This window comes from Aquimarina algiphila, assembly GCF_947494415.1.
GTDB lineage: Bacteria > Bacteroidota > Bacteroidia > Flavobacteriales > Flavobacteriaceae > Aquimarina > Aquimarina algiphila.
Map to the genome: position 1 here is coordinate 891,144 of NZ_CANLVC010000006.1, position 26,295 is coordinate 917,438.

Sequence of the window (26,295 nt, forward strand, 5' to 3'; positions counted from 1 at the left end):
CTAGCTTAAATATTTCATGAGCATAGATCACAGAACTTCATTTTAAATCCTATTCTCAACAAAGAAAGAACAACACAATCAAAATGCGTGCTGTCTCAAAAAAAATATGTCTCAAAAAAAAAAAGTGAGACATATCAGGGGCTAATTGCTATAGATTAACAGTGGTCATGATGTAATTTTGATCAAGTTTTAATCCTAAATCTTAATAATTAATATAATGAAAAAAGCAATGAAAGTAAAAAAAGCAATAGTAGTATTAGGAGCTGTATTAGTCCTATTTGGTTGTAGCAAAGATGACGATGCACCAGCAGCAGCACAAAATGTAGCACCACAAATAGAGAATCAAGAGTTTAGTATCTCAGAGGATGCTACAGAAGGCACTGTGATAGGTACCTTGGTCGCTACAGATAGTGATGCACTTACTTATAGTATGACAACCAATGATAATGATTTGTTTGCGTTAACCAATGCAGGAGCATTAAGCCTGGCTACTGGTAAAGCATTAAACTATAACATAGCACAATCCCATACCATTACCGTAGCAGTATCAGACGGTACAGATACAACAGCAGCTACCATTACTGTAATGGTAACCAATGTAGATGATGTTTACGCAGTAGGAACAGAACAAAACAGCACAGATATAAGAATACCAATGCTCTGGAAAAATGGCGAAGCCACGGTATTACCCTCTAACACCGCTAACAATACCTTTGTAACTGGCGTAGATGTTGCAAACAATGGCGATGTATATGTAGTGGGTTACGAACAAAAACCTACCAACACAACAGTAGCTATACTATGGAAGAATGGAGAAGCCACAGAATTATCAAACGACCCTACTAAAAGCTCAAGAGCTAACGGTGTATCTATTGCAGATAATGGCGATGTATATGTTGTGGGATATGACCAAGTACCAGTGGGGAGTAGCTTTATCTCTGCTACTACAGTTTGGAAAAACAATGAAGCTACCTATTATAAAGATAATACACCAGCCGTAGGAAATGCTATCTATGTTTCAGGTACCGATGTGTATGTCGTAGGAGCTATGGAAACATCTGTTGGAACAATCCCCGTACTCTGGGAGAATGAAGAATTCTATAATCTAGCAAATGGTAACACTGCAACCACTACAGCAATAGCTGTTTCAGGAGAAGATGTATATATAACAGGTCATCAAGAATCCCCTAACGTTCCTTTACTTTGGAAAAATGGTGAGGCTACAGTATTGCCTTTAGGTACAAATAGCGGTGGTGGTATCCCACGAGATGTTTATGTGGCAAATAATAACGGTGTAGCCGATGTGTATATAGTAGGTTCTCGAGGAAGTTTTTCTAGGTTCTGGAAAAACAATGTTCCAGAAAGTGGTTTAAATCATATTGTTGCCATACATTTTGATACTGTACATGTTTCAGGTAATAATGTGTATGTAGGTGGTACAGAGTACAATACCACCATACAAAAAAACATAGCTACTATTTGGAAAAACGAAGAAAAAATAGCACTTACAGATGGTAGCAATAATGCTATCGTAAATGATGTGGTTGTAAAATAAACTAATCCCCCAATACCCCAAAATAAAAACATACAGTGTAGTCCTTACTCTCATAATGGGTTGCACTGTATACTCAAGAAAATTTAATAAAACAAAAAAGTGATGAAACATATAAAAAAAACAATAACACTGTTAGGAGTTGTATTGGTGCTGTTTGGTTGTAGCAAAGATGATGATGCACCAGTGCAAAACGTAGCTCCCCAAATCGCAAACCAAGAGTTTAGCATCTCAGAGGATGCTATAGAAGGCACTGTGATAGGTACCTTGGTCGCTACAGATAGTGATGCACTTACCTATAGCATTACGACTAATGATAATGATTTGTTTGCGTTAACCAATGCAGGTGTATTAAGCCTAGCTACTGGTAAAGCATTAAACTATAACATAGCACAAACCCATAGCATTACAGTAGCAGTATCAGACGGTACAAATACCACAGAAGCTACAATAACCATAAAAGTTACTGATTTTATAGATGTATATGTGGCAGGTTTTCAGATAGATGGAGCTATTAATAGAGCTATGTTATGGAAAAATGGTATAGGAACAACTCTTTCAAGTAATGGTAATTATGCAAGAGCCAAAGATGTATATGTTTTAGGAGAAGATGTGTACGTAGTTGGCCATAAAAAGGAAGGAACAACTAATGTTGATATTGCAATGCTTTGGCAAAATGGCATGGCTACCAATTTAACAGAGGGGTCAAATAATGCAAGAGCAAATTCTGTATATGTTTCAGGGGAAGATGTATATGTAGTGGGCTATAAAAAAAGTAGAGCAACAATTTGGAAAAATGGAAACCCTACATCTCTTCCAAGAAGTAGTGCCCAAGTTAATTCAGCTGCTGCATTTTCTGTATATGTATCAGGAAATATGGTATATGTTGCTGGAGAGGAAGTTATTGGAGGGAAATCTCAAGCTGTACTTTGGGAAAACGATAACATAACTGTACTTACAGATGGTACTAGCCAAGAAGCGTATGCCACTTCCGTTTTTGTTTCAGGAAATGATGTATATGCATCAGGAGCGGAATATGATGGTACAAAATTTATACCTAGACTTTGGGGAAATGGAGGACTTATAGACCTTACTAATGGCATTAGTAATAGTGCTTATGCAAACTCTGTATATGCCTTAGGAGAAAATATATATGTAGCTGGTTATGATACTGGAACTGGCTCATCGATTACAGCAACACTTTGGAATAATGGAGAAGCTACAGGTCTCACGACTTCAGGTACTAATTCAATAGCAAATGATGTGTATGTCTTAGGAGAAGATATATATGTTGCAGGTGTAACAGGTGCAGACGTTACCGTTTGGAAAAATGGTGTAGTTGCAGAAGAACTTATTGATGGTGGTAAAGGGCAAGCAACAGCCATTTTTGTAAAATAAACCAAATCCCCAATACCCCAAAATAAAAACATACAGTGTAGTCCTTACTCTCATAATGGGTTGCACTGTATACTCAAGAAAATTTATAAAACAAAAAAGTGATGAAACATATAAAAAAAGCAATAACACTGTTAGGAGTTGTATTAGTACTGTTTGGTTGTAGTAAAGATGATGATGCACCAGTGCAAAACGTAGCTCCCCAAATCGCAAACCAAGAGTTTAGCATCTCAGAGAATGTTGAAGAGGGAGCTTCAATAGGGACTCTGGTAGCTACAGATGTTGATGAAGATCAACTTACCTATAGTATGACAACCAATGATAATGATTTGTTTGCAGTAACCGATGCAGGTGTATTAAGCCTGGCTACAGGTAAAACGGTGAACTACGATATTGCACAAAGCCATATCATCACAGTAGCAGTATCAGATGGTACAGATATATCATCTGCAGCCATTACTATTAATGTAATAGATGAAAAATAATGAAACATATAAAAAAAACAATAACACTGTTAGGAGTTGTATTGGTGCTGTTTGGTTGTAGTAAAGATGATGATGCACCAGTAGTAGTACCGATACCTCAAAATATAGCTCCACAAATAGATAATCAAGAATTTAGTATTTCAGAATCTGCTACAGAAGGCACCGCTATAGGGACCTTGGTAGCCGCAGATGTAAATGAAGATCAACTTACCTATACCATTACTACTAATGATAATGATCTGTTTGCCATAACCGATGCAGGATCATTAAGCCTGGCTACAGGTAAAACGGTAAATTATGATGTAGCACAAACACATAGTATCACGGTAGCCGTATCAGACGGTACAGATACCGCTTCTGCCACCATTACTATTAATGTAACTAATATTGTAGATGTATATGCAGCGGGTTATGAGAATAAAGGAGGTGACGATATCGCAACCTTTTGGAAAAATGGAGAAGCAATATCACTTACTGATGGAAGTAATGAGGCGAAAGCGAACTCTGTTTTTGTTTCAGGTGATGATGTTTATGTTGCTGGTTATGAGGTTGGTAATTCTGGTTTTGAGGTTGCAACGCTTTGGAGAAATGGTGAGACAATCAAACTTACAGATGGAAATAGTGATGCGAGGGCAAATGCCGTGTATGTTTCAGGAAATGACGTATATGTAGTAGGGTATAGATTTATCTCAAGTAGAATTTTTGCTACCCTATGGAAAAATCAAGTACAAAAGGACATTGGAGATATTGGTAGTAGTGCAAATGCTGTGTATGTTTCAGGCGATGATGTGTATATCGTAGGATATCAATATGGTGAATCAAAAAGTGTAGCTACTCTTTGGAGAAACGAAGAAGAAATAGCACTGACCGATGGAGTTAATAATGCATTCGCAAACGATGTTTATATATCGGGGACAGATGTATATATAGCCGGTATTGAAACTAATCTAACAAATGGTATAGCTACCTTATGGAAAAATGGAGCAGCAACTATGCTTACAGATGGTAATGGAAAAACAGCTACTTCTGTTTTTGTATCAGGTAACGATGTATATGTTGTAGGAAGTAATAATTTTTGGCAAAACAATGTCTTAGATAGTTTAAGTCAAATTTCTGCACAATTCAGTTCTGTTTATGTTTTCGAAAATGATGTGTATATATCTGGGACACTATATAGTCTTACCAATCAAAAATACGAAGCATCTATATGGAAAAATTCAGAACAGACTGTGCTTTCTGGAGAGGGGAATATAACAGCAGTCTTTGTAAAATAAAAAATACCAAAGTAATATAAAAAGTAATGTAAGTTCTTCATTATGGTAAAGAATGATATAGGAACACGTAAAAAGCAATAAAATTTAAGAATATGAAAGATGTAAAAAAAGCAATAGCACTATTAGGGATTTTATTGGTTCTGTTTGGTTGTAGCAAAGATGATGATGCACCAGCACAAAATATAGCTCCACAAATAGCAAATCAAGAGTTCAGTATTTCAGAATCTGTTACAGAAGGAACGGCAATAGGTGCGCTTGTAGCCACAGATGCAGAAGAACTTACTTATACAATTACCACTAATGATAATGATTTATTTGCACTAACCGAGGCAGGAGAATTAAGTTTAGCCACAGGAAAAATATTGAATTATGATGTCGCACAAACACACATCATTACGGTAGAAGTATCTGATGGTACGACCACAGTACCAGCAACTATTACCATTAATGTAATTGCAGATCAAGTATATGCAGTAGGGTTTCAAAAAAACACATCAGGTATAGATGTAGCAACCCTTTGGGAAAATGGAGTAGCTACAGCATTATCTGATGGAATACTAGATGCTTATTCAACTTCTGTTTTTGTATCAGGCGATGATGTGTATGTAACAGGTCGTATAATTAATGGAGTTAATAATAGAGCCGTCATATGGAAAAACGGAGTAGTTACTAATCTTACAGATGGGAACACTAATGCAAATGCTGCATCTGTTTTTGTATCGGGAGATGATGTATATGTAGCTGGTTTTATAACTAATGGAACAAGTACTATAGCCACCGTATGGAAAAATGAAATAGTAACTAATCTTACTGATCCAAGTGTCAATGCTGCTGCTAATGGGGTCTATGTTAGCGGTACAGATATATATGCAACGGGATTTATTAATAACGGAGCAGGTCCTGTTGCTACGGTATGGAAAAATGGAGTGCCCACTAATCTTTCTAATGCAAGTGTTGTTGCTTCAGTAGCACGTTCTGTATTTGTTTCTGAAACAGATGAGGTGTATGTTGCAGGATATACTAGAAGTAGTGGGGCAAGTAATACTGCTACAGTTTGGGAAAATGGGGAAGCAATACTACTTACAGACGGAAACGGTAGTGTAGGAGGAGCAAATTCAGTTTTTGTATCTGGAAGTGACGTGTACGTAGTAGGATTTGAGTTGGATACAGCACCAGAATCAAAAGAAGTAGCTAAACTTTGGAAAAATGGAGAAGTTACTGTTCTTACTGATGGGACTTATAATGCAAATGCGCGTTCTGTATATGTTTTAGGAACCAATGTGTATGTTGGTGGATTTGAGTCTACTTCTAATACTCAGAAAACTTTTGCAGCTATAATCTGGAAAAACGGAGTAGCAAAAACCATTACAGATGCAGACGGTCATGCAACTATAACAGACATTTTTGTAAAATAAAAAAGTAAAAAGGGGAGCACTGGCCATAGTGCAATACTTGTATAAGCATAATAATTATAGAGTTTTCTTCCCAAAAATTCTGATAATCTATTAGACTAATATTTGTCATCAGTAATAGAAAAATTGTTATTGCTTTTTGTTTTCTATTACTGATGCTTATACAAAATTATTTAAGAAATAACTAAATACAATTCAACATGAATCAGATAAAGAAAAAAATACTGTTTTTTTTTGGCATACTATTAATAGCTCTAAGTTGTAGTAAAGACGATTCCTCAGTTCCTACACCAACACCACAAGAACCACAAAATACAGCACCACAAATAGAAAACCAAGAGTTTACCGTTGCAGAAGATATAGATGAAATTACAATAATAGGAAATGTAGTCGCTACAGATGCAGATAACGATACACTCACCTATAGCATTACTACTAATGATAATGATTTATTTGAGTTATCTCCAGAAGGCGCATTAAGTTTGGTAGCCACCAAAGAAATAAACTATGATATTGCACAAGCGCATACGATAACTGTATCAGTATCAGATGGCACCACAACTACCTCTGCAACCATTACTATTAATGTAACTAATATAGTAAATGTGTATGTATCGGGATGGAAAAACTTTAAACCTAAAATCTGGAAAGATGGTGAAGATATAACACCATCTATAATGGAAAATGACAATAACCCTATTGTTGATATAGCTGTTCAAGGGAATGATATATATGCTATATCACGTAGCACACTATATAAAAACAATACAGCAACTAAAATTATACCAAGCCAAAATAATAATTCTTTTTTAAGCTCTATGCAGATAGTAGGTAACGATATATATATTACAGGACAGCAAACTATATCGGGGAAGTTAATCCCTAGAATTTGGAAAAACGGAAACCCTATTAATCTTACAAATGGTACTCCTGAAACGTATTCAAAATCAGTTTTTGTTAAGGGAACAGATATATATGCTGCAGGGTTTAATTCAAAGAGCAATAATAAAAATATAGCTGTTGTATGGAAAAATGGAGAAATGATTGAGCTTACAGATGGGGTTAATGAAGCAAGAGCTAATGCAGTATACGTAGCTAACGATATTGTATATGTTGTGGGGTATGAAAGTCCAAGTGCCGTAATGTGGAAAAACAATGTAAAAATAAACTTAGGGACTAATAATTTTTCAAATGGTAATTCTATTCATATAACAGAAGATAATGATGTATATATAGCAGGTTATGAAAATCTTCCTGGTGGCAGACGCATCCCAAAAGTATGGAAAAATACAGCAGAAATAGACTTAGCTCCAAGTGATGCAGGCGAGTTTTTTTGGGCTCAAGATATTTCTGTTTTTGAAAATGATGTATATGTAGTAGGTACAACAATGAATCCTCAAACAAATACAAGAGAAGCAACAGTATGGAAAAACGGTGAACCTACTTATCTCACATCAAATTCGTCTAGTACTTCTGCTGAAGTATATGCTGTTTTTATAAAATAACACAGTATTAAAAATTAATTTATAATTAGAAAAAATGAGAATATTACATAAAACAATACTATTAGGATTAGTTTTATTATTCATAATAAACTGTAGTAAAGATGATGCTCTAGTCCCAACACCAACATCGCAAGAACCACAAAACGTAGCACCGCAAATAGAAAATCAAGAGTTTACTATCTCAGAATCTATAACAGAAGGGACTTCTATAGGTACAATAATCGCTAAAGATACAGATGAGGATGTACTTACCTATAGCATCATTATCAATGATAACGAATTATTTGATTTATCCCCAGAAGGAGCATTAAGTTTGGCAACAACCAAAGAAATAAACTATGATATTGCACAAGCGCATACGATAACTGTATCAGTATCAGATGGCACCACAACTACCTCTGCAACCATCACTATTAATGTAACCAATGTAGCAAATGTGTATCTAGTAGGAAGTCTAAATGGTAAAGGAATAGTATTGAAAGATGGTGAAGATATAACACCATCTATACTAGAAAACGAATCAAATACAATAGTAGATTTATCTGTACAAGGAAACGATATATACGTCATAAGTACCGAAACATTATATAAAAACAATACCGCAATTAATATTATAAATAATATAAGTAATGTTAGTTTCTTAAGCGATATGCATATAATTGGGGAAGATGTATATATATGTGGGAATGAAAAAATATCAGGAACATCTATAGCTAGAGTTTGGAGAAATGGAAACCCAATAAATCTTTCTAATGGAAATAATGAGGCTTATGCATTATCAGTTTTTGTAGAAGGTACAGATGTATATGTAGCGGGATTTGCTGATAGTAGTAGTAGTATGAATAATACGGCTGTAGTATGGAAAAATGGAACAATTACCGAGCTTACAGATGGAAGTAGCTCCTCAATGGCTAATGCAGTATATGTAAGAAATGGAGATGTATATGTAGCAGGTTATGATACTACTGGAGGTGGAGGAGCACAAGTTGCACTATGGAAAAACAATACAAAAATAAATTTGAGTAATGGAAATCATTCCATTGCTAATGATATTTATGTAACAGAAGATAACGATATATATACTTGTGGTTACGAAACTATTGGGCAGGTATTACATCCAAAAGTTTGGAGAAATAATGAAGAAACGAATCTTGCATCTAGTATTGGCGGAGAAATACTTGCAGCTACTAAAGTTTCTGTTTTTGAGGATGATGTATATGTATTAGGAAGAGCAATTAATCCACAAACAAATATGAAAGAATCAACGATATGGAAAAACGGGGAAGCTACTTATATGGGAAATTTAAAAATCAGATCCCTTTTTATAAAGTAAAAAAGGTAAGCGTAGTAGTATCTAAAATTAGAAGCATGAAAATATTAAAAAAAACAATAGTATTTTTTGGAGTTTTACTAATATTAATAGGCTGTAATAAAGATGATGATAGCACTCCTACAGTGCAAAATATAGCTCCAACATTACAAAATCAAAACTTTACTGTTACAGAAGATATAGATGGAGACACAATAATAGGAACTGTAATTGTTACAGATCCAGATAACGATGCGCTTACTTATAGTATAACTGATAATGATTTATTTACGATAAACAATATAGGAGAATTACGTTTAGCTGCAGGCAAAACATTAAATTATGATGTAGCGCAGACTTATGCCATAGCAATAGAGGTATCAGACGGAGCAATAGCTAGAGAGGCAATCATAACCATAAATGTAACCGATATAACCGATGTATATACAACCATAATTGAAGATGGTAAAGGTAAAATTATTAAAAATGGAGAAGTAATATTATCTACCGAATCAACAGGACGATTTAATTCTATTTATGTATCAGGAAAAGATGTATATACAATAGGTTACAAATATGAAGAAGGAACAGGGGTTGTAGCATATGTTTGGAAAAATGGAGACCCCACGTCAATATCCTATAATGGTAATTTTGCAGACCCAAAGTATATTTCGGTTTCGGGTGACGATGTCTATGTGGTTGGTGAGGTAAGTGACCCAACAGTTAATCATCGTATTCTTACTTTATGGAAAAATGGAACTATTATAGAAACTATTGCAAATGGCAGTTTACGAGGAGGAGTAACAGGATTATATGTGTTTGGCAGCAATGTATATGTTACTTTTTGGGAAAGAGATAGTAATGGAATTGACACTGTTAAACTATGGAAAAACGGAAACATTACAACTCTTTCAAATGGTATTACGAGCACCAGTGTAAGTGGTATTTATGGATTAGAAAATAATGTGTACATCGTTTTTAACGAAAAAAACACTAGCAACCCAAATGAGATTTTTAATGAAGTTAAACTATGGCACAATGGAAACACAACAACTATAATGGGAGATTTTTTTAACCCTTTATATGCAAGAGATATATATGTTGCAGAAAACAATGATATATATATAGTAGGGACTAGAAGACAAAGTGATAATAATTATGCTGCCCTCTGGAAAAATGGTACTACAAAAGATATATTATATAATGGTACTCTCGCAACAAACATATATATATTTAAGGAAGATGTGTATGTAGGTGGGTATAATAATTATCCCAATCAAAAAGCTAGATTATGGAAAAATAAAGAAACGATAATATTACCTGTAGACGATAGTAACATCTCCTATGTAACCGATGTTTTTGTAAAGTAAAAAGAAAAAAAATATAATTATTTGTGTTTTTGTAGTATCGCCAGTAATAGGGAAATAACCTTACTCTTTTCTCATTACTGGCGGTTATTAAAAAACTATTCTCGATAGGTTCTGCTGAGTTTGCTGAAGTGCATTTTTTTTTCACTCTATTTCAAAAAAAACTACTCGAATTGACGCTTTTTTATGTTACTAATTTCTAAATGCACAATGAGTTATTTATATGAAAAAACTAAGAAAAATTGGAGAAACTTATTTTAAATAGTTGTGAAAATTTTGATGGGATTATAGAACGAATAATTATCGAAAATGACAAAGAAAGTATCACAATAAAAATGAAACAATGGCACCTAAAAGGAGAGGAAGAGACTAACTGTTTATCAATTTTAAAATTTATGGGAGTAACATTTCAAAGTCTTCCTGATATAAGTTCTTTTAATCTTATTACAGAAATCATAGTAAATAAAAAATTTCATCTTGTAGTAGCTCAATTACATAAATATTTAGATACCAATCCAACACTTATTTTGTCAAATACCAAGAACAATATTTTAGATAAAATAAAAAGAAAAAAACATATTGAATCCTATTTTTTTGAATCAAGATATTGCAAAGATTGGTTAATCATTTGCGAGAGCATGAAATTAACAGAAATAAAAACCATAAAAAATAATTAGTTGTGTTAAAACCCTAAGAGAAAACATGAAAACATTGAAAAAAGTACTCGTATGTATAGTTTCCCTATTACCTCTATTTAACTGTGGTAAAAGTGACGCTCTAGTAGAGGGTCCGATACCACAAAACGCAGCACCACAAATAGAAAACCAGGAGTTTACCACAGCAGAAAATATAGATGAAACCACCCTTATAGGAACCATAGTAATAACAGGAGCAAATACCAATGAGGTTACATACACTATTACAACTAATGATAATGATTTATTTACAATAAACGAAACAGGAGCGTTGTATTTAGCACCCAATAAACATTTAAATTACGATGTCGCCCAGTCTCACACTATTACAGTAGAAGTTTCTAGTGGAGCAAAGATAGCCTCTGCCAACATAACCATAAACGTAACCAATATAGCAGACATATATATTGCTGGTGTCAACAATGATTACAAACCAGTGGTTTGGAAAAATGGAACAATAACAGAATTACCTGTGCCAACAGATTGGAGAGCAAGAAAAGTAGATATTCATGTTTCAAAAAAGGGTGATGTATATGTAATAGGAGAAATATATTCTCAAAATCAAACAAGAATAATACTATGGAAGAATGAAGAAGCAACAACTCTTGTTTACGAATCAAAAAAAGCACGTTTTCCAAGTATATGTACCGATAATGAAAAAGTATATGCGACTTGGCGAGAGGGAATTCCTGGTAATATTGATCCTACAGCTAATATAATACTATATAAAAACGGAGATAGAGTAAATTTAACCCCTGGAACAATAACTATTGCAGATTCTAGAGATATATCAGTTTTTGAAAATGAGGTATATGTAACAGGGTACGATGATGCAATTGATGGACGTAGAGAAGCAGTTCTTTGGAAAAATACAACCAAAATACCTTTAAATAATACAACTATTACACCCACTACCGATTTATCATCAGTAGCTTTTTCAATTTTTATTTCAGATAATGGTAGTAAATATATTCCATTTACAGAAATAGAAAGGGTTGCTCCTCAAAAATTTGAACACACATTAAAACTTTGGCAAGATGGTGTAGTTACAACGTTTTCTGCCCAATCAGAAACGAATGGTGAAGTTTACCCCACCTCAATGTTTGTAGCTAATAACAATACATATATAGTAGGCTATCAATACAATAATTCTTTTGATGAAAACACTAGTTTTCTTTGGAAAATAGAAGAAGGAGAAATAGAAAGAACAATATTTACCAATGTAAAATTAAACGCGGTTTCTGTTTTTGATGATGATGTATACGTATTAGGTTCTGGAAAAAAGTTCTGGAAAAATGGAATTGAGGTATCTGTAGAAGGGCTTAGAATTGCTACGGCCTTATTTATAAAATAACATAATACTAAAAAACATGAAAAAAGTAATATCACTTATAACAATTATAATTTTATTGTTTAGTTGCAGTAAAGATGATACGCCACAAAACACTATACCACAAAACGCAGCACCACAACTAGAAAACCAAGAGTTTACGGTTGTAGAAAATATAGATGAAACTACTGCAATAGGCACCATAGCCATAACAGGAGCAAACAGCAATGAAGTTAGTTATAGTATTACAACTAACGATAATGACTTGTTTACCGTAAATGAAATGGGAGAATTGTATGTAGCACCCAACAAACAGTTAAATTACGATATAGCACAAACACACACTATTACAGTAGAAGTTTCTAGTGGAACAAAAATAGCATCTGCCAACATAACCATAAAGGTAATTAATATAGCAGATGTATATATCGCAGGTCAAAACAATGATGGTAAACCAGCTATTTGGAAAAACGGAATAATAACAGAATTACCTGTACCTGCTACAGACTGGTTCAGTTCTGGAAAAGTAGATATTCAAGTTTCAAAAAAAGGAGATGTATATGCAATAGGGAGTATATTTCAAGGCGAAAGCAGAATAGTACTTTGGAACAATGGAGAACCAACAACGCTTGCTTTTGAATCTAAAAAAGCTAGAGATCCAAGTTTATACATTAATAATGAAAAAGTATATGCAACTTGGCGAGAGTTAATTCCAGGTGGTGGTTCCCCTTACGCTAATATAATACTATATAAAAACGGAGAAAGAACAAACCTTAACCCTGGAACTATAACCATTGCAGAATCTAAGGATATATCCATTTTTGGAGACGATACTTATGTAGTAGGGTATGATGATGCAATCGATGGGCAACCGTCTAGAGAAGCAGTACTTTGGAAAAATACTACCAAACTACCTTTAAATGATACAACAGGTACACTTTCAAACAATTTATCATCTTCAGCGCATTCAATATTTATTTCAGATACTGGTAGTGCATATATACCATTTGTAGAAATAGAAAGAGTTTCTCCTCAACAATGGGAACATACATTAAAGCTTTGGAAAGATAATGTAGTTACAACATTTTCTGCCCAAGGAGAAACAAATGGGCCTGTTTATCCTACTTCAATTTTTGTTGCTAACAATATAAGTACCTATATAGTAGGTACTCAATATAACGGTACTCCTGGCTCTTATACTAGTTTTCTTTGGGAAATAAAAGAAACTGAAATAGAAAGAACAACATTTACCAATGTAGCATTAAACTCGGTTTCTGTTTTTAATGATGATGTATATGTATTAGGTTATAGTTATAGTGAAAATGAAGTGAAGTTTTGGAAAAATGGAATTAAGGTACCCATAGAAGGCCTACAAAGAGCAGAAGCTTTATTTATAAAATAATCAAAAAATAAAACATGAAAAATACAATCGTACTAATAGCAATTACACTGTTGCTTTTTAGTTGTAGTAAAGACGATACGCCACCACAAGAGGCACAAAATGAAACTCCTAAAATAGAGAGCCAAACATTTAATGTGTCTGAAAGTTTAGATGAAACAACAGTTATTGGTACCATAGTAGCAACAGATGTAAATAATGACGCACTTACTTTTACTATAGCTACCAATGATAATGGTTTATTTACTGTAAACGACACAGGAGAACTAACCTTAGCCTCAGGAAAAACGTTAGATTATGATATTGCACAAACACATACAATAAAAGTAGCGGTATCAGACGGGACAAATACAGTTTCTGCAACTATAACCATTAATGTTACAGAAGTAATAGAAAACAGTAGTCTGTCCGATGATTTTAAGGGTAATGGGCCATTATTAAATTACATTACCAATAATGAGTCCGCTTTACCAGATGTTACACGAACAGACGGAAGGTACAGAGCTAATCTTGTAAACAATCAAGATAATATAACGCTACATTTTAACAATGACCAAGGAAGATTAGATGCTAAAAAAGTAAAATTTCCATTCGAATACATAGCTCGTAATATTGGTATAGGAACGCAAGAAGACTCACAAACAGCACCTTCTAGTAACGGCAATTCATATCTTTTTTGTGGTGTTCAAGTACATACACTCAGTTTAAATCAAGCAAACTCTAGTCATGTAGTTGTTGGTCATAGAGGAAATGCCTCATTTACCATTGAAGGTAAAAACACATTGGATGGAAATTCTTCTGTAAATGATATAGGTGCCAACACAATCCCTCAAGGAAGAGCAGATATAAGAATTGTAGGTAATCAAGATAATACACTAACAGTATATTGGCAATTACCAAATACTACACAAAACCCACAGAATGATAGTTGGACTTTATACAATGCCATAGGAGAATTACCAGGAACTGCACCTAGTTATAGCAGCGAAGTCTATATAGGCTTAATTACGTATGCTTTTCACAGTACTGGAGTCCCTTTTGTAGGCACTTGTGATGCTATTCAAGGAAAAGAACTTTAAGTTTTATAAAAAAACGGATATTTTTATTTCTACTTTAATCATTCAAATGATTAAATTTTGATATAGGTTTAAGTAAGTACTTTATAACATATTGAAATAAAAATATAAATTTACTATATGGAGTATTTAAATTTTATAGTTCTATTACAAATTGTTTTTTTATTTTTTACACTTTTCTTTAAAAACAATAATTTTTTAAATAAATTATTAGCTGTAATTATTTTGGTTCCGGCTTTTAGTTTTTGTTTTAACATACTAGACATTTTAGGAATTTTATCTAATTTCTTTTACGGGATTCTATTTTTTTTAATAACTCCAATTGCTTTTCTTTTTGCTCCACTTGTGTTTTATTATGTAAACCTAATGTGTGGAAGAAAAATATCTTTAAAACATCCTTTGTTTATAACAACGGCAATGGTAATTGGCTATAACCTTTTTTTACTTTTTAATTTTTTAGAATTAGATTCTCTATCAAAGGATCATTATATAAAAGCTATTGTTAGTCAAGAATTACCATTACCAATAACGATAACAACAACTCTTTTTATAGCACTACAACAAATATATTTTACTATTGCAGCCTATAGAGTGTATAAATTTCAAAAAAAGGTATCCAATATTTTTTCTACAAGAAGTAATATTAAAATAGTTTTCACAAAACGCTTTATTGTACTAATATGGATACTAAACACAACAACGTTTATAGCCTATGCTGTTGCTTCTGTGCATCTTGTAGAGTTCGTGATAATGCCTTTGGTATTATCAATGATTATTAGTTCGATTGTATATTATGCATTTGAGCATAAGGCAATTTTTAATGAAAAAACCTATGAGATTTTTAAAAAAGATATAAAACTTATTAGTCAAACATCTTTGGTTTTTCAATCTAATATTGATAGTGACTCAAATTTAAAAACTGTTCTGCACGCCAAAGTCATTGAAGATTTTTTAAGAGAAAGTAAATCGTATTTAAAATTAGAGTATACCATTGTAGACTTATCTAAAGATTTGGGTTTTCCGCATGCAGAAGTTTCTTCTGTGATTAATAATGAATTACATAAAAATTTTTCTAAGTTGATTAATGATTTTAGGGTAGAAGAATCAAAACTTATTTTAAAGGAAAAGTTTAACAAAATAAACATAGAATCTATAGCAGAATTATCAGGCTTTAAAAGTAGAGCATCATTCTATAGAGCTTTTAAAAACAAGATGGGTATTACACCATCAGAGTATGTAAAACAGCTATTTTCTTAATGTAATAGTTGGAATTAATCTTGTAACATAGTGAAAATAAAATCAAAATCAATATTTAGAAACCCAATAAATAACAAAATTCAATTTGAAAATTGGGTAAGAAAATTAGAAAATAGTAATGGTAGAAAATATGAGAGAAAAGAAATAGAAACATCACTAGGAAGTACAATAGTATGGAGCTTGAACTCAAGTGAACCAACTTTCGAAACGTTGGTTATTTTTCCGGGAGCAAGAACAACATCGCTTATTTGGGATCTAGATAAAGGTTTAGATAATTTCAACCATAAAATTAAAATATTAATGGTAGAAACTAATGGGTTACCGAACCTTAGTGATGGAAACACACCTGATATAAAAACTTTAGATTATGGTATTTGGGCGACAGAGGTTTTAAACAAATTAGATATAGAAAAAGTATTCATAGCAGGAGCATCTTTTGGAGGCTTAATAAGTATGAAGTTAGCAATTATTGCGCCAGAAAGAATAAAAGCGGTTTTTTTACTTAATCCTGGTTGTCTGCAACCTTTTTCATTAACAATAAAAAATCTTTATTACAACCTTTTGCCTATTTTAAGAACAAATGAAAATAATGTTATTAAATTTTTGGACAAAATAGTTTTTTCTAGCCCCAATCATAAATTATCTGATTCAGTAAAAAAAATATTAATAGAATACCAAATGTTTGCATTATCAAACCATATAGACAAAGCACAAAAACCATACTATATGGGTAAGGAACTTTCCAAAACTAATGTAAGTGTTTATTTGTTAGAAGGTGATAAAGATTTCCTTTTCCCGTTTCGAAAATCTATTAATAATGCAAAAAAACATATAAAGTCATTAAAAGGAATTAAAGTGTTTAATAATGTAGGACATGGCATTGAAACTTATGCTAAGGCAATAAAATATATTGGAGAAAAAATTAAAGACTATCAAGAGACTATAAAATAAGAGAAAGTAGATAAACTAATACTTTTACTAAAGATATTATTGGGTTTTTAGTGAAAAATAAGTGATTTTATTTTATATGATAGATTAACTTTTATAGTTACAAAAAGGCATGCACACGTGGAAATATTTAATAGACATAAAAAAATATAAAAGCTTAAACTGACATTTACAATACTATTAAATTAAGCAAAATGGCTGAACATTTTTATGGTAAAAATCATACTCTACATACCTCTAATAAAGGAGGCGAAGAATTGTTAAAAGGATTAATAGGAGTCTCAAATAAACTACAAGAAACAACTAGTATAATTAAAGTAAGATTTTTTTTAGAAAATCAACTCAAACAAGGCTCAGGGTGGAAAGCATTTTCTCTCAACCCAAATATTGATTATCCCGAATTATTTGAAAACACCAATAATTTGATAACCCTAATAAATATCATCAAACACTTTGGAAATGAATTAACCAAAACTCAGCCTAAATTGGATTGTGATATAGACTGGACTAGAGATTTAAGATGTAAATGGCTTGCTAAAACATTGGAGTTGCACGAAATCATAAGACAATTACTTTTTGATAGAAAAATTTGTATTGATAAGTTGAATTATAATATTGATAATGATGACTCTAATCTATGTCAATATTATTTGATTTCAGACTATTATTATGAACTATGTAGAAGATATAAAAAGAATAAGCCTGAAAACGAGGAAGAAAACAAAATCAATGAAACCAAACTAAAATATCTAGATAAGATAATATCAATTATTGAAATAGGAATACAACAGAATGATATTTTATTAATCTATCTATTAGAAAGAGCAGAGTTATTAATTTCGATAGGAAATAAAGAAGAAGCAATATTAGATTTAAAAAAGTGTTTTATTTTAGAAGATGAGAATGGAAATAAAGCAATATTAGATCATTTAAAAGAACTTAATAAAGAAACTGATAATCAATTAGAATAAGATACTCTCAATCCTTAATATAGCATAAAGTTATTTTTAATTCTTAAAAAGCTATTAGTTTTTATAAAATATATCACTACCCTTAAAAATGAGAGTTATGATACAATTTTAAAATGACTAGATAACTCTAAAAGGTTTAACCTATAGACACATCCATATGAAACTATATTTTTATTGACATTGAGATAAACATTTACTGCTGATCTCTGAAATTTTATTCAAATTGCTAATTTTTCAGATTTGACTAAGATAGTTTGAATGTCTTCTACTAAAAAGTTTGAACTCTGTTGCTTTAAGCCCACCAAGAATTAACCAAATTCCTTCAAAACCCCATAAATAGAATGTTTATGAGCTTTTTGATTTTCTTTTAATATCAAATGGAATCATATAATATCAAATAAAAAGTGCTTCATTCGGTGCTTAAAAACTCAAGCAAAAACAAACACCTATGCAATCCACATTTTCTGTCATAGGGTGACTAAAAACAAAATCTCATTTATAGTTAAATTGTGTAAAATTGATAATTGCACAAAAAAACAATACCCAAAACTGCCAAAATTGATGAAATAAATACGACTAATTATTTATGATCTATTCTCTAAATAATTACTAAGAAAAAACTTACCGTTTTATAAATCAGAAGATAACCTAAATAAAATGTGAGTTTTCTACAGTCTATATCAACAGATTTAATAAAGCTAAATCTGGTTGGTTAATCTGATACTGCAAGAAGTTTTTCTCGCTTCAATCATTGAATCACTTCGTTTGTAGAAGTTTTGGAAAAATAAATAGCTCTAAAATTAGGGGTAGCTTACAATTAGTTCCACTTCCTATGCTTTTATACTTCACAATTGGTTTAGACTCACATCCTGAACCATCACCACTATACCTTTTTTGAGAGCAAAACACCAATATTTAGAAGTTAGACGACTGCATAATCAGGCTCCTTTCGGCTTCGCTCAAGATGAACTCCACTCGCTCTTTTTATAAGTCTTACTAATTCTAAATATTGAAAACGTATCAGCATCAAAAAAGGTAACAGTGAAGGCTCTATGGGAAGTAAATCTAAAATGAATCTTATGAAATCGTACAAAATCATCAAAAAGGAAGCAGAACCAAAGTTAAAAAATCAAAAGAAGGAAAACGCTCTGGATATAATAAGTAAATCAATTTCAAATAATTATAAATCTTAAATCTTTAGTTATGAGTACTATTAAAAATCACGTACAGTTAATTGGGCACATTGGTCAGGAACCAGTAATTACTAATCTTGAAAGTGACAAGAAAGTAGCCCGTTTTTCATTAGCCATCAACGAGTATTATAAAAATGCTCAAGGAGAAAAGCAAACAGAAACGAACTGGCATACTATTGTTGCCTGGGGAAGGGTCGCTGAAATCATTGAAAAGTTTGCTTCTAAAGGAAAAGAAGTAGGAGTGATCGGCAAACTAAAAAGCCGTAACTATGAAAACAAAGAAGGAAATCAGGTAAGAGCAGTAGAAGTGGAAGTAAGCGAAATTCTTTTGTTAGGTTCGAAAAACGAAAATTCTAATGAAGAATAAACAAAAAAGAAGAGGGCGTTCCTGTGGAAAGATGCGCCCTCTTTTTCATTATTAACTTCTTAAAGGAAATCACAATGAAGAATAAAGTTAACGAAATAAAAATTAGCTACAAGGAAAAAGTAAGAACTTTAAATTCTATAGCTATAAAAAGCTCATCCGAAGCAGCAAAATTGATTTTTGAACAATGGAATAGTGATACAATTGGTTTACATGAATCCTTTAAAGTATTATTATTAAATAACTCAAATAAAATAAAAGGCATATATCAATTATCAACTGGAGGTATAACAGGTACTGTAGTTGATATCCGTATTCTCTTTGCTATAATAATCAAAACACTTTCTGTTGGAATAATTTTGGCACATAACCATCCAAGTGGAAAACTAGAAGCAAGCACATCTGATATAGCACTTACACAGAAGATAAAAAACGCAGCTACATTTTTTGATGTAAAAGTTTTAGATCATCTCATTATCGCTCCAAGTGGAAGTTATTATAGTTTTGCAGACGAAGGTATTTTGTAATCTAAATATGCGATCATGATATATTTAAATTATAGTAACCTTGACCATGAAACACAGCAACGAATGATTTCAATTTCCAAAGAGGATGTAGAGCATAAATTTGGAAATGATCTCAGAGCGTATGCAAAGGAAAATCATATTGATTATGATATTCTTTTGCATACCGAAGCAATGAGGAATCTTTATTCATATCAATATGTTTTCAATATTTAATCACAAAAATTATAACCAAGAGACCTTTGAATGATCAAGGGGCTTTTTTCAGTTATACTAATTAGTTAATTATATAATCGGCAATGATTTCTTCTTTTCTTTATGGATAGCATTAAAATGATATTTCCATACTCTTAAAGTTTATAATTCATTTTCTAACTTCTCAAAGTGCCATTAAATTAGGTTTAATGGTATTGTGAATTTTGTCCCGCTCTGGCGGGACGAAAAGGAATAGCAAGAGGATAACACGCTGACGCGATGTTTTATTGTTTTTAATACATTAGCAGAAAGTGGGACAAACAAATCTGGTCAGAAAAGCTTAATAGTTAACGGGAATGGCTCTGACCTCAACAATAACAAAGCGTTAAAGGGGAGGGCAAAAAGGAAAATTATAACACAGTCTTTGATGTTAAGATTGATAGATATTGCTAAAGAGGATGGAGAACCAGAATTGGAAAAAGCATTTTGGAATACCTATCACTGTCAACAGAATATCGTAACAGCTGATGGAAGACTATATGGGGATTATTGTAAAAATAGATTTTGCACATTGTGCTGTAGTATTAGAAAAGCAGATATAATTAATCGGTATTTGCCAACCATACAGAAATGGGAAGATCTTCATTTTATCACTATAACAGTTAAATCTTGTAAAGAACATCAACTAGAGGCATACATAAAATCTTTAAAAGGTACATTTAAGAAAATAATTAATAAGTATAAAAACAAGACCAACGAGGAACAGGGAAAAAGTTAATTGGGATCAAGTCTTTAGAATCTAATTTTAACCCACAAAAAAGAACATATAACCCTCACTTTCATATCATAGTGGCTAATAGGGAAATGGCTGATATTATTGTTGAAGAATGGTATTCACGAAGTAAAAAAGGCTATGTGAGTCCGAAAGGGCAAAAAATTGATAGGGTTAGGAACCTTGAGAACGCATTAGTCGAAATCATTAAATACGGTAGTAAAATATTTACCGAACCTGATCTTAAGAAACGAGCTAAGGAAACCACTACCACTCAGGTCTATGCTAAAGCACTTTATAATATTTTTAAAGCTATGAAGGGTACACGTATTTTTGACAGGTTTGGATTTGATCTTCCCGAAAGAAATATAGAAAAGCCTCAAGCAAAGTTATTAAGTCATTTTGAAGAATGGGAATATAACATGAATACTACAGATTGGGAAAATGTTTATACTTCTGAGGTATTAACAGGATATAAAATACCATCTTATCTACTGGCAATTTTAGAAAACAACTTGAATATAGATCAAGAATAGCAACTTATTTGGTAACTAAATTACTTACTCATTAAATAATAAATGATGTTTAATATCTTTTAAATTAGGTTAAAGAGGTTCCTTTTTTTTGATCTTTTATATTTCATTTTCTAATAGTTACAAAAAAACACATGCATTTACAGATTTCCGTAAGGATATCATATTCTCATATTTTAGCTTTACTCCGGATTTTTAGTCCAAGGGAAACAAAAAATAAAATTTTAACAAAAAACTTTCAACAAATTTTTCTCAGTCCCGAAAAATGAAACTGGTAGGTATTAATATTGTACCAGGAAAACATAAAACATGGGGAAACCCGTAAAATTTTTATTGAAAAAACATCGTTTTTTGTGCCGCCAAATCAATATTTGGTCACAAATTCGTAGTGGGAAAATTGAATCAATTATTAAATTATTATTTATGAAAAAAGGAATATTTCTTCTTTTAATTTATTTTCTATCCATTCATTTGTATAGTCAACAAATTACTACTCCAGATTCTGGGAACTTACTTCCCGGGTCGGAATTATTTGCCACGCCAGATGTGATGGCATTTCAAAAGTATAATGCTCTTCCAGTTAATTTATACACAGGAAAAGTTAACATAAATTTACCTATTTATACGATAGATAGTGGTGACATGTCTATTCCTATTTCAGTTTCTTATAATACAGGAGGAATCAAGGTTGACGACATTGCCTCTAGTGTTGGGTTAGGATGGAATCTAAATGCCGGAGGTAATATTGTATCTGTTGTAAAAGATATTCATGACCAAACCTTTAGAAAGGGATTAATTAGTGAAATTGATCCGGATTATGGATCAATATCTTATCGATATGTTACACAAAAAGGATATTTAAGAGAGTATGATGAGATATTAGAGGAAAATTCTTCATATGATCTTTATCAAGGTTATGATAAAGAAGCAGAAGAAGATGCTTCACCTGATATTTTTATTGCAAATGCACCTGGTTTATCTTCAAAGTTTATTTTAGAAAAAAATACTACTACATATGATATTTTACCAATAGATGGATCAGGGATTACCAATAGCAGTCCAATTACATACGGAAAACTTAATGGAAATAATTTAGGTTTTCAACTTAATGAATTATCCATCACTGATTATGGAGGAAATGCTCCAACCACTAATTGGACTGATATATTTGACTTTTATGGATATAATACTTTTGAGTTAGTAAACACCAATGGAGTTAAATATCTTTTTGATAAGAAAGATTTAAGAGAGTCATTGTCAAGACAAGCTGTGTATAGCCCAATAAACATAGGTAGGGTAAATACAGGTGTTACGGCACATCATCTATCTAGTATGTTTGATCCTAAAAGTAACACAACGATTAATTTTAAATATGAAGAGTACCAAAAGGGAACGGTTCAACATGAACGCGCCATTATCGAAGATGCTTTGACAAATCATGCAAGCCCAGAAAATTGGGCTTCGCTTCGAGTCTTTGGCCATCTTCCATTAATTAAATCTTTAAATGATAATAATAATCAAATTGATGAGAACATTCTTAAGTCCTCATTGAATTTTGTTAAGTATAAAAAAGCGCATCGTTTAAATGAAATTAGTTTTGAGAACGGAAAAGTGGAATTCATATATGATCACATCCGACAAGATACCTATGATGAAAAGGCATTAACAGAAATTGTAGTAAAAGATGTCAATAATTCTGTGGTTAAAAGATTTGTATTTGATTACTCTTATTTTCTTTCAAAAGAGAATTGTTCTCAACCAGAATGTAAAAGATTAAAATTACAACGAATCAGACAAATAGGAGATAATAATACTTCGATTGATTTATATGCGTTTGATTATTATTACTCTAATCCATTACCAAAAGTTAAAGCCTTACAACAAGATTTCTTAGGATATTATAATAATAATGGAGTGACTACACCTGCTATTTCAAATTTTCAAAGAAAGCAACCTACACTTTATTACCATAAAAACAAAGGAACAAATTCTATTCTTCCATTCCCATTACAGGGTCAAACTGCTTTATCTATTCCTGGTGATTTTAGTCTACAACCTAATAATTACTCATTATCAGGAACGCTTAAGTCTGTGCAATACAAAACAGGTGGTAAAAGTGAGTTCGAGTATGAAACCCATGATTTTAATTTTCTAAATAATCAATATACTGCCGGAGGAGCAAGAATTAAAAGGCAAAGACTTACTGATGAGAATCAAAATGTAAAAGTTTTAGAATATGAATACAAACACTCAAATGGAAAATCATCAGGGTATATCAATAGTTTGCCAGTATTTGGATATCCTTATGTTTGGGATCCGTCAAAAACGACCAATAATGTATCTTTTGCAGTTTTTGATAAACCCAGAAATGCGTTAGAGTTAACAGATGGTAGTTTTATAGGGTATTCAGAAGTTATAGAAAAAGAAATAGGTAATGGTTTTACTATTCATAAATTTGTTTCGCCTGAAACAGTCTCCAATATACCTGAAACTTATGTTACCATTAATCAAGGAGACCCAAGATATAATGCATCAAATTACCAACCTGCATTGGATTTTCTAAAAAATAATAGTGCATATCCTTCCTCACACTATATTGATAATGATATTTTACGTGGCCAGCCACTATCTACAGAAATTCGTAATGAGTCCAATAGTACAGTAAAACGAATAGAATATGAATATGACAGGAAAATTTTTAATACAATAAACCTTAATTATAGAGATGTTTTAGATAATTACGGAAGGAATAATCAAAGTTTAGATTTTGGAACCTGGCATTTTTATCACTCATCAAAATTAAATATAGAAAGAAATTTAAAATCAAAAACAACAACAACTGAGTATCTGGAAAGTGGAAATAAAACCACTACAGAATATTATCAGTATGATAATGCATATCCATTTCTAAAACAACATAGAATAGTAGATAATGTAAATGAATTAAAGACAAATATATTTTACCCTTTCGACCCTGAAATAAATGGTCAGCCTAATATGGCTACTCTAATTAGCCAAAACAGACTAATAGAACCAATTAAACAAGAAATCAGACAGGATAACACATTAACCAATACAAATCTAATTAGTTATCATAATTTCAATAATACTGTTATACTACCTAATAAGGTGTCTGAAGGAAAAGGAAATTTATCCCTACAGGAAACTTCAATTATTGATAAAAGGGATAATAAAGGTAATCTCCTGCAGTACCATAAAGAGGATGATATTTCTACGACAATTATTTGGGGTTATAATAATAATTATCCGATCGCTAAAATTGAGAATGCTACTTATGATCAAGTTAATCCTTATGTAACTGATCTTAAGAATAAAGCTAATGCAGACAATGATCATACAAAAGGATACTTAGGAAAAGAAGGAGAGTTACGACAAGCTCTGGACAATTTAAGAACTACATTACCTGATGCAATGGTGACTACATATACCTATGATCCGCTCATAGGAATGACAAGCACAACTGATCCAAAGGGGTATACAACCTATTATCAGTATGATGGGTTCAATCGATTACAATTCATTTTGGATGCAGACGATAAAGTGATAAAGAAAATAAATTATAATTACGAAGGACAGCATTCTTATGGCGGTATTACTTTTAATATAACGAGTCAAGGACCAGTTGCTCCAGAAAAGCCCATCACATTTGCTACTAGTGCCCTTGGGAATCCTGGTGAGTTTTTATATACCTGGTTAGTGGATGGTATTAAAGAACAATGTGATAGTACCACATCGTTTACTAAAACTTTTGATAGTGAAGGTGATCATATCATAACGCTATTAGTATATGATATCAAAACCAAAAGATTATTAAAAAGTAAACCAACACCAGTTCTTGTACGATATCCTGAATTAAACATTCCAAATGCTACACATAATGGTACTGATCCTATTTTTATTGGAGATCCAGTCACATTTACCGGATCTTATGCAGGAGGTGGATCAGGAAGTTATAGTTACTCATGGTGGGAAGGAAGCGCAAAAGTTACCTCTTCCAGCTCATTTACAAAATCATTTACTACTCCAGGGACTAAAACGCTTAGATTTCGTTTGGCTGATTTAAAAACAGGTAAAGTTAAAGAAAAGACCATCTCAATAGTGGTTTATGCTAATATTACTGTACCTACTATAAGTTCCAGAACCCATATCGTAAAAGGAACAACGGTACAATTTACAGCCAATAATGTTTCAGGAGGAAGTGGTAAATACAAGTATGAGTGGTATGTCAACAATGTAAAGCAAAGTGGCACATTTAAAGAGTTTTCATATCGTCATACCAGTGCAGGAAGTTATACCGTAAAAGTAAAAGCGATAGATCTTAAGTATAGTAATAAATATAATTGGAGTGGTGTACGTACTGTTTACTCATATAATCCTATGAGTGTTACTGCCACACCGGGTCATGCACACCTTAATAATGCTAACCCTAGTGTTACCTTTAGAATTAATACTCCAACAGGAGGATCTGGACACTATACCAGGGGTAAATGGAAGATTTGGAAAATAACGCACCCTTCCTCAAGAGAAACTCGTAATTCGACAGCTTCTACCTTTACATATAGTACCACTACAAATGGAGAATATGAATTAAGTGTTGATTTTACGGATACCAAAACCGGTCAAAAGTATAGTGTGACTATGCCAGTAATTGTCAATAGATCCTCTGGAGGCGGTGGCGGTAATACTGGAGAACAACATTAATCCTATAAAGAATAATT

The 26,295-nt window shown here is 32.2% G+C and carries 21 protein-coding genes; all 21 read left to right on the forward strand.

Annotated features, from left to right (window positions below; all coding sequences use genetic code 11):
- Positions 1-217 precede the first annotated feature (217 nt).
- Positions 218-1,555, forward strand: a complete 1,338-nt coding sequence (locus tag PQF96_RS13165) for a cadherin repeat domain-containing protein (RefSeq protein ID WP_271766723.1) — start codon at positions 218-220, stop codon at positions 1,553-1,555.
- Positions 1,556-1,657: 102 nt separating this feature from the next.
- Positions 1,658-2,950 (forward strand): cadherin repeat domain-containing protein, encoded by a 1,293-nt coding sequence (locus tag PQF96_RS13170; RefSeq protein ID WP_271766725.1) that lies wholly within the window; start codon positions 1,658-1,660, stop codon positions 2,948-2,950.
- A gap of 101 nt (positions 2,951-3,051) precedes the next feature.
- A complete protein-coding gene (locus PQF96_RS13175; RefSeq protein ID WP_271766727.1) occupies positions 3,052-3,432 on the forward strand; it encodes a cadherin repeat domain-containing protein in 381 nt (126 codons plus the stop codon).
- Entirely contained in the window at positions 3,432-4,706 is a 1,275-nt protein-coding gene (locus tag PQF96_RS13180; protein WP_271766729.1) for a cadherin domain-containing protein, read from the forward strand. Before PQF96_RS13175 ends, PQF96_RS13180 begins: the two co-directional genes overlap by 1 nt.
- A 92-nt stretch (positions 4,707-4,798) precedes the next feature.
- Positions 4,799-6,121: a cadherin repeat domain-containing protein gene (locus tag PQF96_RS13185; RefSeq protein ID WP_271766731.1), complete on the forward strand. Its 1,323-nt coding sequence runs from the start codon at positions 4,799-4,801 to the stop codon at positions 6,119-6,121.
- A gap of 197 nt (positions 6,122-6,318) precedes the next feature.
- On the forward strand, positions 6,319-7,623 hold the full coding sequence (locus PQF96_RS13190; RefSeq protein ID WP_271766733.1) for a cadherin domain-containing protein: 1,305 nt from the start codon (positions 6,319-6,321) through the stop codon (positions 7,621-7,623).
- 34 nt (positions 7,624-7,657) lie between these two features.
- The gene (locus PQF96_RS13195) at positions 7,658-8,956 is read left to right on the forward strand and encodes a cadherin repeat domain-containing protein (protein ID WP_271766735.1); all 1,299 of its coding nucleotides are present in this window, start codon (positions 7,658-7,660) and stop codon (positions 8,954-8,956) included.
- 35 nt (positions 8,957-8,991) lie between these two features.
- Positions 8,992-10,302: a cadherin repeat domain-containing protein gene (locus tag PQF96_RS13200; RefSeq protein ID WP_271766737.1), complete on the forward strand. Its 1,311-nt coding sequence runs from the start codon at positions 8,992-8,994 to the stop codon at positions 10,300-10,302.
- Positions 10,303-10,541: 239 nt separating this feature from the next.
- On the forward strand, positions 10,542-10,976 hold the full coding sequence (locus PQF96_RS13205; protein WP_271766739.1) for a hypothetical protein: 435 nt from the start codon (positions 10,542-10,544) through the stop codon (positions 10,974-10,976).
- 25 nt (positions 10,977-11,001) lie between these two features.
- Positions 11,002-12,348 (forward strand): hypothetical protein, encoded by a 1,347-nt coding sequence (locus PQF96_RS13210; protein WP_271766740.1) that lies wholly within the window; start codon positions 11,002-11,004, stop codon positions 12,346-12,348.
- Between the two features lie 16 nt (positions 12,349-12,364).
- Positions 12,365-13,726, forward strand: a complete 1,362-nt coding sequence (locus tag PQF96_RS13215) for a hypothetical protein (RefSeq protein ID WP_271766742.1) — start codon at positions 12,365-12,367, stop codon at positions 13,724-13,726.
- Between the two features lie 14 nt (positions 13,727-13,740).
- Complete coding sequence (locus PQF96_RS13220; protein ID WP_271766744.1) at positions 13,741-14,802, forward strand: cadherin repeat domain-containing protein; 1,062 nt, start codon at positions 13,741-13,743, stop codon at positions 14,800-14,802.
- Between the two features lie 363 nt (positions 14,803-15,165).
- Entirely contained in the window at positions 15,166-16,056 is an 891-nt protein-coding gene (locus PQF96_RS13225; RefSeq protein ID WP_271766746.1) for a helix-turn-helix domain-containing protein, read from the forward strand.
- A 30-nt stretch (positions 16,057-16,086) separates the two neighbouring features.
- The gene (locus PQF96_RS13230; RefSeq protein WP_271766747.1) at positions 16,087-17,007 is read left to right on the forward strand and encodes an alpha/beta fold hydrolase; all 921 of its coding nucleotides are present in this window, start codon (positions 16,087-16,089) and stop codon (positions 17,005-17,007) included.
- Between the two features lie 191 nt (positions 17,008-17,198).
- The gene (locus tag PQF96_RS13235) at positions 17,199-17,975 is read left to right on the forward strand and encodes a hypothetical protein (protein ID WP_271766748.1); all 777 of its coding nucleotides are present in this window, start codon (positions 17,199-17,201) and stop codon (positions 17,973-17,975) included.
- A gap of 1,203 nt (positions 17,976-19,178) precedes the next feature.
- On the forward strand, positions 19,179-19,535 hold the full coding sequence (locus PQF96_RS13240; RefSeq protein WP_271766750.1) for a single-stranded DNA-binding protein: 357 nt from the start codon (positions 19,179-19,181) through the stop codon (positions 19,533-19,535).
- Between the two features lie 74 nt (positions 19,536-19,609).
- Positions 19,610-20,059 carry a JAB domain-containing protein gene (locus PQF96_RS13245; protein ID WP_271766751.1) on the forward strand — a complete coding sequence of 150 codons (450 nt, stop codon included), beginning with the start codon at positions 19,610-19,612 and terminating at the stop codon, positions 20,057-20,059.
- Between the two features lie 15 nt (positions 20,060-20,074).
- Positions 20,075-20,272 (forward strand): hypothetical protein, encoded by a 198-nt coding sequence (locus PQF96_RS13250; RefSeq protein ID WP_271766753.1) that lies wholly within the window; start codon positions 20,075-20,077, stop codon positions 20,270-20,272.
- Positions 20,273-20,678: 406 nt separating this feature from the next.
- The gene (locus PQF96_RS13255; protein ID WP_271766755.1) at positions 20,679-21,029 is read left to right on the forward strand and encodes a hypothetical protein; all 351 of its coding nucleotides are present in this window, start codon (positions 20,679-20,681) and stop codon (positions 21,027-21,029) included.
- Between the two features lie 86 nt (positions 21,030-21,115).
- Complete coding sequence (locus tag PQF96_RS13260; protein ID WP_271766756.1) at positions 21,116-21,559, forward strand: hypothetical protein; 444 nt, start codon at positions 21,116-21,118, stop codon at positions 21,557-21,559.
- Positions 21,560-21,979: 420 nt separating this feature from the next.
- Positions 21,980-26,278, forward strand: coding sequence for a PKD domain-containing protein (locus tag PQF96_RS13265; RefSeq protein WP_271766758.1), 4,299 nt, complete (start codon positions 21,980-21,982; stop codon positions 26,276-26,278).
- The last annotated feature ends 17 nt before the right edge of the window (positions 26,279-26,295 follow it).

Bases quoted from the DNA above. Each gene is read 5' to 3' on its own strand.
- PQF96_RS13165 (WP_271766723.1), top strand. From the start codon at position 218: ATGAAAAAAGCAATGAAAGTAAAAAAAGCAATAGTAGTATTAGGAGCT.
- PQF96_RS13170 (WP_271766725.1), top strand. From the start codon at position 1,658: ATGAAACATATAAAAAAAACAATAACACTGTTAGGAGTTGTATTGGTG.
- PQF96_RS13175 (WP_271766727.1), top strand. From the start codon at position 3,052: ATGAAACATATAAAAAAAGCAATAACACTGTTAGGAGTTGTATTAGTA.
- PQF96_RS13180 (WP_271766729.1), top strand. From the start codon at position 3,432: ATGAAACATATAAAAAAAACAATAACACTGTTAGGAGTTGTATTGGTG.
- PQF96_RS13185 (WP_271766731.1), top strand. From the start codon at position 4,799: ATGAAAGATGTAAAAAAAGCAATAGCACTATTAGGGATTTTATTGGTT.
- PQF96_RS13190 (WP_271766733.1), top strand. From the start codon at position 6,319: ATGAATCAGATAAAGAAAAAAATACTGTTTTTTTTTGGCATACTATTA.
- PQF96_RS13195 (WP_271766735.1), top strand. From the start codon at position 7,658: ATGAGAATATTACATAAAACAATACTATTAGGATTAGTTTTATTATTC.
- PQF96_RS13200 (WP_271766737.1), top strand. From the start codon at position 8,992: ATGAAAATATTAAAAAAAACAATAGTATTTTTTGGAGTTTTACTAATA.
- PQF96_RS13210 (WP_271766740.1), top strand. From the start codon at position 11,002: ATGAAAACATTGAAAAAAGTACTCGTATGTATAGTTTCCCTATTACCT.
- PQF96_RS13215 (WP_271766742.1), top strand. From the start codon at position 12,365: ATGAAAAAAGTAATATCACTTATAACAATTATAATTTTATTGTTTAGT.
- PQF96_RS13220 (WP_271766744.1), top strand. From the start codon at position 13,741: ATGAAAAATACAATCGTACTAATAGCAATTACACTGTTGCTTTTTAGT.
- PQF96_RS13225 (WP_271766746.1), top strand. From the start codon at position 15,166: ATGTGTGGAAGAAAAATATCTTTAAAACATCCTTTGTTTATAACAACG.
- PQF96_RS13235 (WP_271766748.1), top strand. From the start codon at position 17,199: ATGGCTGAACATTTTTATGGTAAAAATCATACTCTACATACCTCTAAT.
- PQF96_RS13240 (WP_271766750.1), top strand. From the start codon at position 19,179: ATGAGTACTATTAAAAATCACGTACAGTTAATTGGGCACATTGGTCAG.
- PQF96_RS13245 (WP_271766751.1), top strand. From the start codon at position 19,610: ATGAAGAATAAAGTTAACGAAATAAAAATTAGCTACAAGGAAAAAGTA.
- PQF96_RS13250 (WP_271766753.1), top strand. From the start codon at position 20,075: ATGATATATTTAAATTATAGTAACCTTGACCATGAAACACAGCAACGA.
- PQF96_RS13255 (WP_271766755.1), top strand. From the start codon at position 20,679: ATGTTAAGATTGATAGATATTGCTAAAGAGGATGGAGAACCAGAATTG.
- PQF96_RS13260 (WP_271766756.1), top strand. From the start codon at position 21,116: ATGGCTGATATTATTGTTGAAGAATGGTATTCACGAAGTAAAAAAGGC.
- PQF96_RS13265 (WP_271766758.1), top strand. From the start codon at position 21,980: ATGAAAAAAGGAATATTTCTTCTTTTAATTTATTTTCTATCCATTCAT.